10 protein-coding genes are annotated in these 13,373 nt (G+C 46.6%); 5 read left to right on the forward strand and 5 right to left on the reverse strand.

All coding sequences use genetic code 11. The annotated features are described in order from the left end of the window. Positions 1-245 precede the first annotated feature (245 nt). From dinB to NQZ91_08365, 3 genes are all read left to right on the forward strand, one after another. Entirely contained in the window at positions 246-1,310 is a 1,065-nt protein-coding gene (gene dinB, locus NQZ91_08355; protein ID UUM57358.1) for a DNA polymerase IV, read from the forward strand. 104 nt (positions 1,311-1,414) lie between these two features. Continuing rightward, entirely contained in the window at positions 1,415-2,338 is a 924-nt protein-coding gene (locus NQZ91_08360; GenBank protein ID UUM57359.1) for a PfkB family carbohydrate kinase, read from the forward strand. A gap of 143 nt (positions 2,339-2,481) precedes the next feature. Next, positions 2,482-3,906 (forward strand): class A beta-lactamase-related serine hydrolase, encoded by a 1,425-nt coding sequence (locus NQZ91_08365; protein ID UUM57360.1) that lies wholly within the window; start codon positions 2,482-2,484, stop codon positions 3,904-3,906. A 66-nt stretch (positions 3,907-3,972) separates the two neighbouring features. Here the strand turns inward: NQZ91_08365 and NQZ91_08370 are convergent, their stop codons facing one another. The 4 genes from NQZ91_08370 to rnhC all read right to left on the reverse strand — a co-directional run bounded on the left by NQZ91_08370 (position 3,973) and on the right by rnhC (position 8,862). After that, on the reverse strand, positions 3,973-4,710 hold the full coding sequence (locus NQZ91_08370; GenBank protein UUM57361.1) for a hypothetical protein: 738 nt from the start codon (positions 4,708-4,710) through the stop codon (positions 3,973-3,975). A gap of 97 nt (positions 4,711-4,807) precedes the next feature. Then, complete coding sequence (locus tag NQZ91_08375) at positions 4,808-7,291, reverse strand: ATP-dependent RecD-like DNA helicase (protein UUM57362.1); 2,484 nt, start codon at positions 7,289-7,291, stop codon at positions 4,808-4,810. 51 nt (positions 7,292-7,342) lie between these two features. After that, complete coding sequence (lepB, locus tag NQZ91_08380; protein ID UUM57363.1) at positions 7,343-7,963, reverse strand: signal peptidase I; 621 nt, start codon at positions 7,961-7,963, stop codon at positions 7,343-7,345. 11 nt (positions 7,964-7,974) lie between these two features. Then, on the reverse strand, positions 7,975-8,862 hold the full coding sequence (gene rnhC, locus NQZ91_08385; GenBank protein UUM57364.1) for a ribonuclease HIII: 888 nt from the start codon (positions 8,860-8,862) through the stop codon (positions 7,975-7,977). A 121-nt stretch (positions 8,863-8,983) separates the two neighbouring features. Between rnhC and NQZ91_08390 the strand changes: the two genes are divergently transcribed. After that, positions 8,984-9,967 (forward strand): Gfo/Idh/MocA family oxidoreductase, encoded by a 984-nt coding sequence (locus tag NQZ91_08390; GenBank protein UUM57365.1) that lies wholly within the window; start codon positions 8,984-8,986, stop codon positions 9,965-9,967. Between the two features lie 232 nt (positions 9,968-10,199). After that, positions 10,200-11,318: a LysM peptidoglycan-binding domain-containing protein gene (locus tag NQZ91_08395; GenBank protein UUM57366.1), complete on the forward strand. Its 1,119-nt coding sequence runs from the start codon at positions 10,200-10,202 to the stop codon at positions 11,316-11,318. Positions 11,319-11,710: 392 nt separating this feature from the next. On the opposite strand, the gene treC is transcribed toward NQZ91_08395, so the two are convergent. Beyond that, positions 11,711-13,336 (reverse strand): alpha,alpha-phosphotrehalase, encoded by a 1,626-nt coding sequence (treC, locus tag NQZ91_08400; protein ID UUM57367.1) that lies wholly within the window; start codon positions 13,334-13,336, stop codon positions 11,711-11,713. Between the last annotated feature and the right edge of the window lie 37 nt (positions 13,337-13,373).

The following is a 13,373-nucleotide window of genomic DNA, read 5'->3' on the forward strand; positions in this document are numbered from 1 at the left end:
AAAATCAAAAATAGCAAGTCTTGGCTACTTATAGCAAGAGAAACATTAATATGTATGTTTTAGTTATGAATCATAAGTTTAAAATAGGTGTATTCTTCTAGAAAATTTAATACAAAAACGCTCCACATCCACTTTGAGTAGTAAATAGCTATTTTTGATTTTAAATGAGTATAATGTTCTCTTTATGAAAAAAATGGCTAGATAGGCTATAATATGTCTAGAGGAAGCAGCAGAAAGGAGTAGTCATGTTAATTTTTCCGCTAATCAATGACTTATCTCGAAAAATTATTCATGTAGACATGGATGCTTTTTTTGCTGCCATTGAGGTCAGAGATAATCCTGATTTAAAAGGTAAACCTGTTATTATCGGGGCAGATCCGAGGTTGTCTGGCGGTCGGGGAGTCGTGTCTACCTGTAATTATGAGGCGCGTGCCTTTGGTATTCACTCAGCCATGTCCTCAAAAGAAGCCTATGAGCGTTGTCCTCAGGCGATTTTCATTTCTGGGAACTATGAAAAATACCAGGAAGTTGGGCGACAGGTTCGAGAAATTTTCCATCGCTATACGGATCTAGTGGAGCCCATGTCCATCGATGAGGCCTATCTGGATGTGACAGAAAATAAGCTGGGCATTACTTCGGCTATCAAGATTGCCAAACTCATCCAGTACGATATCTGGAAGGAGCTACACCTGACGGCATCAGCTGGCGTCTCCTATAATAAATTTATGGCTAAAATCGCCTCGGACATGGAAAAGCCGCATGGACTGACCCTGATTAAGCCGGAGGATGCGGTGCCGGTTTTGGCCAGTCTCCCTGTCGAGAAACTTCACGGAGTTGGTAAGAAGACCGTCGAAAAACTGCATCAGATGGGAGTCTATACTGGGGCAGATTTGTTAGATGTATCGGAGATGACTTTGATTGACACTTTCGGTCGTTTTGGTTTTGATCTCTACCGCAAGGCCAGAGGTATTTCCAATTCACCCGTAAAAACCAATCGCATCCGCAAGTCTATCGGTAAGGAGCGGACCTACCGCAAGTTGCTCTATCGTGAAGAGGATGCTCTGCAAGAGTTGGGTAAGCTCTGTCAGAAGGTGGCGGTTAGTCTGACCAAGCACCAGAAAAAAGGACGGACCATTGTCCTCAAAATCCGCTACGGAGATTTTTCGACCCTGACCAAGCGCCATAGTTTTTCGGAGGCGACTGACCAAGCCGATAGGATTGAGAAGGAAGTCCGCCAAATCTTTGAAGAAGTCGGCCAGCCAGAAAAGGGCATTCGTTTGCTGGGTGTGACCGTTACCAATTTCAAATAGGGAAATCAGAAAATTTCTGGTTTCTTTTTATTATTTTTTTCAACCATATATCAACATATCTGTTATAATAATCATAGAACATCACATCAAAAAAGGAGATTGCTATGATTCATCTTGTCTGTCCCAACCCTGCTCTTGACCGAACCCTCTTGGTTGAGGCTATTGAGAAAAATATTCCCCTACGTCCCTTTGAAGTCCGAGATTATCCAGGTGGCAAGAGTTTCAATGTGGCCCATGCCCTCAAGGAAAACGGCCAGACGGACTATGTTATCCATACTATTTTAGGTGGAGCGATTGGTCGCTACATCGAGGAACTCAATGCTGACAAGGGCAATGCCCTCAAGGTGGTTCAGTCTGGGCAAAACACCCGCACCTGCAATATCTACGTTGAAACATCGACAGGGGATGTGGTTCTCTTCTATGAAAAAGGCCTGGAATTGACTGCAGAACTCCTGGATCAATTTACTAAGCAAATCGAGGAAAGCCTGCAACCAGGTGATACCTTGGTCTTTTCAGGCAGTCTGATGAAGGGGATGCCGGATGATTATATCCAGCAGTTTATTGAAAAATTCCCTGCGGTTCGCACCATTGTGGATACCAGTGGTGCAGCCCTTCGTGCCGCTTACGAGGCTCGTCCAGCCCTGATTAAAATTAACAATGAGGAGCTCAAGGACATCTATCCAGAGTTGGATGAACATGACCCAGAAGATGTACTGCGCATCCTCAAAGAAGTGACTCCTCACGAAAATCTTATCGTGACCCTGGGCAGCAAGGGAAGTCTGGCCAAAATCGGTCAACGCTTTTTCCGTATCCAATCCCCTAAGAAAGAGGCTAAAAATCCAATTGCAGCTGGAGATTTCTATTTGGGTCTCCTTGTCAAGGGGATCAGCCAAAACCAAGAGCCAGAAATCTTCCTCAAGGAGGCTGCTGCCTATGCAACTGCCAACTGCCTCAATTATTTCCCAGAAGTTGCGCCAGAGCAATTCGCAGAAATCTTAGCAGAAGTTCAATTTGAAGAATTAGTCTAGTCATTCCTTATCGCATCCTCGGAAACGGGGATGTTTTGCTTTATGTTAAAAATTTTCAAAAAAAAATAAAATTTCTTATATCAGCTCTTTTCCAATGATAAATGCTTGTTTTGACCAAGTAAATCAGCTATACTAGTAGAGTTATGACAAGAGAGAATGAGCAAAGAAAATCTCGGCGACAGGTTTGGACCAAGTCTGCCAAGCGAAAATATCCCCGAAGAGTTCCATCTAAGAGAAATCGTGGTCAGATTCATCAGCGTTTTCCAAGAACGATTGCGCTAGATCAGTCTAGAGAGAAGCAGATTGTACCAGGAAGACTTGCAGAAAAGCGTCTTCTTCCAAACACAGACAGGATTAAGGGAGTTGTCAAACCGACTGTGGATAAATTTCTTTCATTTTGGAAATTGCCAAAAAGAAGAAAAAAACGTGGGTCGCGGCATGGTAAAAAGCAGGTTTGGACAGACTATATTCCTATCGCTCTAGGTTTACTAGTCCTCCTTACGCTTGGTATGGTTGCCCTTTTCAATCTGGATTCGACCAAGAAAGGGATAGGCAAAGCCGATTCTTCCAACCAAGCAGCGGCGAGTGGATCGAAGGAAACAGAAACCAAAAAAGAAGTGGTCAAGCCTGTCCATAAGTCTCAGGAGGCCAAAGACTTGGTCATGCAGGAAGATTTGGCTTACATGAACAGTCTCTATCTCTATTATGATTATCCTAATCTGAGTTTAGAAGATACGGTCAAGGCCTATCTCTTGGAGCAGGGATTGGACCCATCACAGGTGGCCTTTACCTATAAGAATCTCAAAACCAATGAAGTCTTCTCCATGAACGATACCCAGCCTATGACAGCTGGCTCCACCTATAAGTTACCCCTCAATATGTTGGTGGTAGATGCGGTGGAAAAAGGTGAAGTTTCAGCGACAGAGGCTTACGATATTACCGGCACAACTTATGAATACAAGCCTGAGCATGACGCCTATGTTGCCAATTATAATGGGATGATGACGATCGCAGATATGCAATACGGCTCCATTGTAGTGTCTGAAAATACTCCAGCCTATGCCTTGGCGGAGCGCATCGGTGGTATGGACAAGGCCTACACCATGTTTGGCCGCTATGGCAAATCGAAAAATCCTGACGTGCCAACTATTTCTGCTAATGGTAATCAGACGACAACGAGCTACTATTCGCAGGTCTTGGATTACCTTTATCAGCGTCAGGACAAATACGCAGACCTGATGAAGTACCTAGATGATGCCTTTCCGGGAACTTGGTTTGAAGAGTATGTTCACGGGGTGACCATCTACCAAAAACCCGGCTATGTCCGTGAAGCCCTCAATCTGGATGCCATTGTCATGGAGGAAACACCTTACAGCATTGCCCTTTATACAGCTCATTTTGGTGGCGCATCTGAGGACGATACCGAAATCAATCCTATGGGTTACAATCAAGTGGTTGCCCTCGCCTACGTCATCAACGAGTGGCACAGGGTCAATATGAATCCGGCCAAAGAAGTCCCGGCGCCAGAGGCAACAGAAACTTCCGAAGAAACAAGCAATGGAAACTAGGTTTAGGCCTAGTTTTTTTTTATAGAAAAAAGCCCGACGGTTATCGTCGAGCTTAGTTGGTAGGACTTATTGTTCCTTATTCAGGGTTGCCATTATTTGAGCAGGTGCTGTCAAATCAATAGTTGTTTGAGAGGCATCTATTGCAACACCTTGCATAATAACCTTGTATTGTCCATTTTCAAGAATGAAGCCTGGCAAGAGTTGACCTCCAGCACCACCAATGCCTGTTACACCAGGAAGTAAAGCTGCTCCGTCTCCTGTCGACTTGCGAACCAGGTAATGGTTTGGTTTAGGTGAAATCAAGTCTGTAATGACAGCAGTCCGGTGTTGGACATTCCAGTCGGTTACTTCCTCATCTTCGCTTTGACGGAAGTCCTGAGTAACAGTGAAAGTCCCATCAGCTGCGACGGTTACCTCGACCATACGTGCTTGTGGACTAGTGCCTGTCCAAGTACCGACAAGTTCTGTCGGAAGAGCCACTGATGGCAAGGCTAATAGCTGGTCTCCTGTCATAGTTGTTGAGCTAGGCTGGCTAGCAGTTTCTTCTTGCTTGGTCTGGCTTGAAGATGAGCTACTTTCTGTTTGAGACGAAGTAGTTGTTGCAGTACTAGATTCGGTTGCTTGGCTAGAGCTTGTATCAGTTTCTTTCTTAGTAGAATTGTCTGTAGCTTTTTTACTAGAGCTGGTTTGTTCTGTTTTCTCACTGGTCTTAGTGGATGTAGCTGGGGTAGTTTCTTTTCCACAGGCTGTTAATAAAATAGCTGCAGATAAGAGTAGAATACCGTTTGTTATTTTCTTTTTCATATAAAAATCCTCCTGTTTGATTTTAGTATAGCAAAACAGAAGGATAGTGTCAATACAATTTTGTAATATTTGTAATATTTTTGTAACAAAAGTCGGTTTATTTGAAAAATAGAGCAATATCTTCATCGGTCAGGCCAATCATGGGGTCGATGGTGAGGATATTCTTTTCGGTCAGAATGTAGCTAGTGGGCTGGATGGGGGTGTTTTCCACAGGTTCTTGGTCCAGTAGGGAAAGTTGGCTGGGTGCAGATACAGTTTTTTCCTCAGGCACTTTGGTTGGTGCGGGCTGTTCAGACGAGATAGACTGGTCAGATTTTGTAGGCAGATTTGGTGAAATCTGCTCTGGCCGCTCTGCCTTTTCTTCAAGATCCCCTTGGAAACGGGGAACCAGATAGGTTTTGCGCAGGGTACCGGCATTCTTGACCGCGTAGTCAAAGGCGGAGATTTCTCCCAGCAGGATGAGCTTGCTCTTAGAGCGGGTGATGGCCGTGTAGACCAGATTGCGCTGGAGCATCCGGTGGCTGGTACGGGTGATGGGCAGAATGACCACCTGAAACTCGCTCCCCTGAGATTTGTGGATGGACATGGCATAGGCCAGAGTGATTTTGTACCACTCATTGCGGGGGTAGGTCACTTCGCTACCGTCAAAGTTGATGGAAATCTCGTCCTGCTTGCTGTCGGTGTACTTGGCAGGCAGGAGGTCGGTGATGTAGCCCAAGTCGCCATTAAAGACATTGCTTTCAGCGTCGTTGACCAAGTGGATGACCCGGTCGCCCTGGCGGAAAATCTGGTCGTTATGAGCAAATTCCAATTGCCCCTCGCTTATTGGATTGAGCAGGTTTTGGGTCATAATGTTGAGCTGGTCAATGCCTGCTACTCCTCGGTACATGGGTGCCAAGATTTGCACTTCCTGACTTGGGATTCCCGACTTGATGGCGGCACCGACAATGCGTTCAATCAGGGCAGGGATTTGTTCGTTTTGCGCCTCGAAATAAGACCGGTCTGCCTTTTTTTCACGGAAATCAGCTGGAAGGCTGCCTTGCCGAATTTGACTGGCAAGAGTGACAATGGTCGAGTCGTCGGACTGGCGGTAGATTTTCTCCAGCGTTAGGCTGGGTAATTTTTTAATCTTGAGCAGGTCGGCCAGGACCTGACCGGGGCTGACCGATGGCAATTGCTCCGCATCTCCGACAATGAGGACCTGCGTCTGAGAGGAAATATTCTGGAAGAGCTGGTTGGCCAACCAAGTATCGACCATAGAAAATTCATCGACGATGATAAATTCCGCATCCAGATAATCATCGCGGTAGGATTCTTCTTGACCTTCAACCAAGCCCAGATGGCGGTGGATGGTCGCAGCTGGCAGGCCGGTCAATTCATTCATCCGACGGGCGGCTCGGCCGGTTGGAGCAGCTAAGAGGACAGGACATTCGTCACGGCTTTTCGTCAAATCAATCTTGTGCAAGATAGCGTAGACCGCGATGATACCGTTGATGACTGTGGTCTTGCCTGTGCCGGGTCCGCCAGTTAGGATAAAGAGCGGATTGGTAATAGCTCGGACAATAGCCTCTTTCTGAATAGCATCGTAGGTCAGTGATGACATGCTTTCCAGCTCTGCAATGGCAGTCTCGACGTCCTTGCGTGGGAAGGGCTTGAAACCATTTTTGCCCATGAGGCGGCTGAGGTTCTTGTGAATACCTTCCTCAGCAAAGTAGAGACTGTTGTCAAAAATTTTGGTGCCTGCTTGCTGGACCTTGCCGTCATTAATGAGACCGGTCAATTCCTGCGCTACGGCAGCCGGGTCCAACTCGACATGGCGGGATTTTTCCAGCACGTCAATGCTGGCCTCTAGCAAATCACGCGCCTCGACATAAGTGTCGCCCGTCTCCATAGAGCGCTGGAGCAGGCAATAGAGCATGCCGGCTCGGAAACGCTGAGGGGAGTCGCTCTCGATGCCCAGATTTTCAGCGATTTTATCGGCAATGGTAAAGCCCATTCCTTGAACATCTTCGACCAGCTGGTAGGGATTTTCCTCGATGATTTGCAGGGTTTTCTCCTTGTACTGGTCTTGGATTTGAAAGGCGAGTTTGTTGGGAATGCCGTATTCGGCTAGTTTGGACAAAATCATCTCTGTACCGTAGTTGAGGCGGAGTTTTTCCACAAAAGCCTGCTGATTTTTGTTGGACAATCCTGTAATCTGGGTCAATTTTTCAGGTTCGGCTAGGATTTTATCAATGGTATCCTCGCCGTAGAGCTGGACTATTTTCTCAGCCGTCTTGCGGCCGATACCCTTGAAATGGTCGCTGGAAAAATACTTGACCAGTCCAGAGGCAGTTGGTTTGCTGCGTTCGTAGCGGGAGATTTGCAGCTGCTGACCGTATTTGGGATGGGTAACCAAGTTGCCGTAAAAGCGGTAATCTTCGCCTTCAATAACGTCTGCGATGGTGCCGGTCACGATAATTTCGTAGTCGTCATAATCCGCATTGGTCTCCTCGATTTCCAAGAGCAGGATTTTATAAAAATTGCTGGGATTTTCAAAAATAATCCGGTCGATAGTTCCGGTGAAAGATACTTCTTGCATGATTTTTCCTTATCAAAAGGGAGTGGGACAGCTGTCTCACTCCTAATTAGTTTATTTTACGGTACCAATGCGGTTGAGGGGCCACATGCGGAAAACGACTTCTCCCTTGATATTGGCCTTGGTGAATGGACCAACATTACGGCTATCTAGAGAAACCAGGCGGTCGTCTCCCATTAGGAAGTAGTGTCCTTCGGGTACGACATAAGACAGGCTTGGGTAGCCATTGGCATCCAGTGTGAAGGCAGTAGCAGCTGCCGCACGGTTTTGGAAGCTCTTATTATAGGAGTAGGTGGACTGGAGTTTATCCTCTTTAAAGGCTGCCAGGTACTCTGCTAAATAAGGCTCATCCACCACCTCTTCATTGATATAGAGAACGTCATTCTCAAATCGGATGGAGTCACCAGGCATACCGATAACCCGCTTGACAATCAGCTTCTCCTTGCCTTGCGAGTCCACTTCGCTGGCCACGACAATGTCAAAACGGTCAATGGTCGTTGTGCGCGCCATGATCAAGCGCTCCTTGTCATGAAGGGTTGGATCCATAGAATGTCCATCGACAGAAACAGGCTGCCAGATAAAGAGCCGTGAGAGCAAGAATCCGATAATAATCAGAGAGAAGATGCCCCACTCAGCTAGGAAGCGAGCAAGGGAATTTTTTTTAGTTGAACGCATGTGATTTCCTCTTATTTCAATAATTTTTCTGCTTTTTGTGTGTTGGCAAAGTGGAGTTTGGCGGCCTGGCTGAGCCCCGCCATTCCGTATCTCTGCAAAATCTTGGCTGCGACCTGGTCGGACTTGCTGCCGGCACCGGATGGCAGATTCATGCCTAGTTGCTCCCCTAGTTGAGCCAAATTTTCCAAGAACATGGCGCGTGCGATAATGGATGATACCGCGACGGCCAGGTATTTGCCCTCAGCCTTTTCTTCCAAGGTGACAGGGTTGGCAAAGTGATTGGCCTCTTTTTTGAGATATTTCTGGTAATTTTGGATAGATGTAAAAGCGTCAATGACGATTTTCTCCGGCTGTACCCCTTTTTGGAGTAGCAGGTAGATGGCCTGATTGTGGAGTGCCACCTTGACTGATACGGCATTGTAGCCTTGCTCGATGACCTCGTTGTATTTTTTCGGGGACAATAGCAGAGCTTGGTGGGGGATTTTCTCTTTTAAGAGAGGGGCGATTTGGCAGATTTTTTGGTCTGTCATTTTTTTAGAGTCATCAACGCCCAGCAACTTGAGAAAGGCATGGTCAGCAGGTGTGACGTAGCTAGCCACGATAGCCAGACTGCCAAAATAAGACCCGTTACCCACCTCGTCCGTCCCAATCATGGGCAGGTTCTGCCCGGAGATGGTCTGATCAGTCTGAGCTTGCTCATAGCCCCAACGGCTGGCTTCCTGCTCTGCCATTTCCCCTTGGAAAACGACTTTTCCAGAAGTGTAGATGGAAAGGCTGGCGCCCGGAAGTTTGAAAAATGCTTCGATGTAAGGATTTTTACTGGCCTGCTGGTAGCGGGCGTAGTGGTGGAGCATCTGTGCCTTGTCTGAGGCAGTCACTTTAAGTACAGCGGTCGTCATGTTCTTATTGTATCATAAATGCGACTTGGAGTGTGCGGAAAAGAGTAGAATCTACTATAATAGTTTTAGAACCTGTATGCACAGTAAGAAACTTGACTGTGCATAGGAAAGTGAGGTTAAGATGGAAAAGCAAGTTCAATATAAGTGGGCAACTCTGGGAACGGGTGTTATCGCCAATGAATTGGCCCAAGCTCTACAAGCAATGGGAGGGAATATCTACTCCGTTGCCAATCGTACCTATGAAAAAGGGGTTGATTTTGCAAAAAAATATGGCATTGAGAAGGTCTATGAGGACATTGATCAGGTGTTTGAGGATCCTGAGGTGGACATTATCTATATTTCTACCCCCCACAACACCCATATCAATTACCTGCGTAAGGCCTTGGCTGGGGGTAAGCATGTTCTCTGTGAAAAGTCCATCACGCTAAATAAGGATGAGTTGGCAGAAGCGATTGCCCTTGCAGAGAAACACCATGTTATCCTAGCGGAGGCCATGACTATTTTCCACATGCCTATCTATCGTCAATTGAATGAAGTCATCGCATCTGGCAAGCTTGGGTCGCTCAAGATGATCCAGATGAATTTTGGTTCCTATAAAGAATACGACATGACCAACCGCTTTTTCAATAAGAACTTAGCTGGAGGTGCCCTTTTGGACATCGGTGTCTATGCCCTGTCCTTTGTTCGCTGGTTCATGACTGAAAAACCAAATCAAGTCGCTTCGCAGGTCAAATTGGCTCCAACGGGTGTCGATGAACAGGTCGGTATTCTCCTGTCCAATGATGCGGGTGAGATGGCTACGATTGCCCTCAGTCTCCATGCCAAACAGCCTAAGCGTGGGACCATTGCTTATGATAAGGGCTATATCGAACTCTATGAATACCCTCGCGGGCAGAAGGCGGTTATTACCTATACAGAGGATGGTCGGCAGGAAGTGATTGAGGCTGGTGACACTGCTAAAGCTCTTTCTTATGAAGTAGCCGACATGGAGCGCGCCGTCTCTGGTCTCGAAAATAAGATGTATCTGGCCTACACGATCGATGTCATGGACATCATGACTCAACTGCGAGAGGAGTGGGGCTTGGTGTATCCGGAGGAGATGTAGTTAGTCTAGGTTTTGAGAGGTTGGAGAAGTCCAACCTTTTTTCTTTATGGCAGGAGATAGTCAGTCTTGGTGCCACATATCAGGTCACTATGACAATCTTGTGACAAATATAATGCTCAAGTGACAATCAATTTGGTTTGTTTACAGCTTGTTTAAAAGCCTGGGAAAGGCTTGTTTTGCAAAAAAAATTCCGCTATCATAGGTCTATCTCAAAAGAAAGAAGGAATGTTTTGTGAAACGTAAACAGACAAACAAACCGGTTTATATGAAAAGAAAGCGAAAAAGATCTGTACTGAAAGAGAATAAGAAAATGTTCTACGCATCCTCTTTAGCCTTGTCACTCTTGGCAACTGGCCTGGCAGCTCCGACAATTTCCGCCTTGGAATGGACACCACGCAATGTCTCTGAGATTAGCACTGAATTGGTCAATCAAGGAGGCCAACTCACCTACACCATCAAGTATGGCGATACCTTGAGTGCCATTGCTGACGCCATGAATCTGGATATGGAAATCCTAGCCAAGGTCAATCAAATTACAGATGTCAACCTGATTTTCCCAGATACGGTATTGACCACGACAGTTGACCAAAATAACCAAGTGACCCAAATCGAAATTGAAGCACCTGCTCAGACAGCCAATCAAGAGCCTGTTCAAGCGACGGTGGATTTGCAGACAAACCAGGCGACCATCGACGATACAGTTGTTCATCTCGACGAGGTAGAAGTCCCAGCTCCAGCGACAGAACCGACTGCTCCAGTAGCTGAAACAGAAGTACCTGCCGATATTCCAGCCGAGGTAGCTACAGTAGAAGCGCCCCAAGTTTCTGTACCCGAAACAACAGAAGTGGTGGCAGCTCCAGCAGCAGAACAGGTTGCTCCAGTTGAAGCACCAGTAGCTGAAACTCCAGTAGTGGAGCCAGCAAGTGAGTCTGTTGTAGCAGCAGAGCCGGTGGTAGAGACTCCAGTGGTTGAAACACCAGCACCAGTTGCTACGGTAGTTTATGACAATAGTGGCCTCCAGCCCCAGGTTGCAGCATTTAAAGAAGAAGTTGCAACTACTTTCGGTATTACGTCTTTTTCAGGATACCGTCCTGGAGATCCCCAAGACCACGGCAAGGGATTGGCTATTGATTTCATGGTGCCAGTGAGCTCAGCCCTCGGTGACCAGGTTGCTGACTATGCCATTGCCAATATGGGTGCCCGCAACATTTCCTACATCATCTGGAAGCAACGTTTCTACTCACCATATCCAAGCATTTACGGACCAGCCTATACCTGGAATCCAATGCCAGACCGCGGAAGTGTAACAGAAAACCACTATGACCATGTCCACGTGTCTTTCAATCCATAAAAATACGGGAAATCGAATCAAAACAGGTTCGATTTTTCTGTTTTTGATTGCAAAAATAGGATATACTGTTTAAAAATAGGAGGAGGGCTGGTTGTGCCAAATTTTGTATCTGGCTTATGGAAGGAATATCTGGAAACCCGGACCAATGCAGGAAAGGATTTTCTCTATTGGTTACTTCAGCGTACGATGACCTAGGGACAGCGCTGGCTGGTGGTATTGGTTCTGACGTTTATGGTCCAACCCTTGGTTTGGAATCCCTATGTTCTGTACATCCTCTTTCTGATTGGCACAATCTTGCTTGTGATTTATGCTTTCGGTAGCCTTTTTATCAAAAGGTGATTACAATCAAAGAAACACTAAAAAACTCGGGAGAAACTTCCGAGTCTTGGTCTTTAATCGGCCCAAATGGCAAGGGATTGATAAGGTTTCAGTCGAATGTTTTTTCCGAGTTTGGTGTCGCTGTAGTTGTCAATGAGGATGCTGCCTTGTGCGTAATCGTCTGCCAACTCTAGTTGAACTTCTTCTGGGAAGAAGTTGTTGAGGACCAAGAGTTTTTGACCGTCGTGGAGGCGCTCAAAGGCGTAAACCTTATCGCTGTCCTTGTAGGCAGCCTTGTAATCCCCTTCAGACACGATTGGTAATTCCTTACGAAGTCGAATCAAGTCTTGGTAGAAGGTGAAGATTGGGCCTGTTTTTTCGGTCTCAACGTTTATGGTCTTGTACGATTTACCAGCTTTTAGCCAAGGAGTACCTGTTGAGAAGCCTGCATTGTCAGAAGCGTCCCATTGCATCGGAGTGCGGGAATTGTCACGGGACTTGGCCTGGATAATCTTTAAGGCCTGCTCAGGTGTGTGACCTTGATCCAAGAGCATCTGATAGGCATTGATAGACTCCACATCGACATAGTCGTCCATGCTGTTGTAGTCAGGGTCAATCATGCCGATTTCCTCGCCCATGTAGATGTAAGGCGTACCGCGTGACAGATGGATAGAGGCTGCTAGCATGGTCGCTCCTTTGTTGCGGAAATTCTCCACATCGACAAAGCGGTTGAGGGCACGAGGTTGGTCGTGGTTGTTGTAGAAAAGGGCGTTCCAGCCATTTCCGACGGACATTTCTTCACCCCAAGTGTGGAAGAGGCGCTTGAGTTCTTCAAAGTCAAAGTCCATAATGGTCCACTTTTGTCCGTCCTTGTAATCTACTTTCAAGTGGTGGAAGTTGAAGGCCATGGACAATTCTTCCCGCTCAGGAGCTGTGTAGAGAATGCAGTTTTCAATGGTGGTGGCAGACATTTCCCCGACGGTCATGAAGCCTTTTTCGCTACCAAAAGTAGCATTGTTCATCATCTTGAGGTAGTCGTGGGTGATCGGGCGGTCGGTGTAGGCTGGCTTACCGTCATTGATTGGGCAGTCTTCGAGGACTTCGTCCTTACCAATCAGGTTGATAACATCGAAGCGGAAGCCTTTGACACCCTTGTCTTTCCAGAAGTTGACCACTTTGAAGAGTTCGTCACGGACATAGGGGTTTCGCCAGTTGAGGTCGGCTTGGGTCACGTCAAAGAGATGGAGGTAGTATTTCCCAGTATCGCCAAAAGGTGCCCAGGCATTGCCGCCAAACTTAGACACCCAGTCAGTTGGCTGGTCACGCAGGATAAAGAAATCCTGGTAATATTTGTCTCCAGCCAGGGCTTTTTGGAACCATTCGTGGTCGGTTGAGCAGTGGTTGAGGACCATGTCTAGCATGAATTCGATACCCAGCTCTTTACCAACGGCCATCATTTCTTCAAAGTCAGCCATGGTGCCAAAATCAGGGTTTACGGCTGTATAGTCTGAAATGTCATAGCCGTTGTCCCGCTGCGGACTCGGATAGAAAGGGTTGAGCCAGATCATGTCAATTCCTAGCTCCTTCAGATAAGGGAGTTTTTCTATAATCCCACGTAGATCACCGACACCGTTTCCGGTTGTGTCTTTGTAAGATTTGGGGTAGATTTGATAGACGACTTTACGTTTGTCAATGGTCATGATGATAGTACCATTTCCTTTCTCAAAAATGATGTAA

The sequence above is a fragment of the Streptococcus suis genome (assembly GCA_024583055.1).
In the GTDB taxonomy this organism is placed as follows: domain Bacteria; phylum Bacillota; class Bacilli; order Lactobacillales; family Streptococcaceae; genus Streptococcus; species Streptococcus suis_V.

What these genes read in the sequence shown, in the direction of transcription:
- treC (UUM57367.1), bottom strand. Translation starts at nt 13,336, where the DNA reads ATGACCATTGACAAACGTAAAGTCGTCTATCAAATCTACCCCAAATCT.
- dinB (UUM57358.1), top strand. Translation starts at nt 246, where the DNA reads ATGTTAATTTTTCCGCTAATCAATGACTTATCTCGAAAAATTATTCAT.
- rnhC (UUM57364.1), bottom strand. Translation starts at nt 8,862, where the DNA reads ATGACGACCGCTGTACTTAAAGTGACTGCCTCAGACAAGGCACAGATG.
- NQZ91_08370 (UUM57361.1), bottom strand. Translation starts at nt 4,710, where the DNA reads ATGAAAAAGAAAATAACAAACGGTATTCTACTCTTATCTGCAGCTATT.
- lepB (UUM57363.1), bottom strand. Translation starts at nt 7,963, where the DNA reads ATGCGTTCAACTAAAAAAAATTCCCTTGCTCGCTTCCTAGCTGAGTGG.
- NQZ91_08390 (UUM57365.1), top strand. Translation starts at nt 8,984, where the DNA reads ATGGAAAAGCAAGTTCAATATAAGTGGGCAACTCTGGGAACGGGTGTT.
- NQZ91_08365 (UUM57360.1), top strand. Translation starts at nt 2,482, where the DNA reads ATGACAAGAGAGAATGAGCAAAGAAAATCTCGGCGACAGGTTTGGACC.
- NQZ91_08375 (UUM57362.1), bottom strand. Translation starts at nt 7,291, where the DNA reads ATGCAAGAAGTATCTTTCACCGGAACTATCGACCGGATTATTTTTGAA.
- NQZ91_08360 (UUM57359.1), top strand. Translation starts at nt 1,415, where the DNA reads ATGATTCATCTTGTCTGTCCCAACCCTGCTCTTGACCGAACCCTCTTG.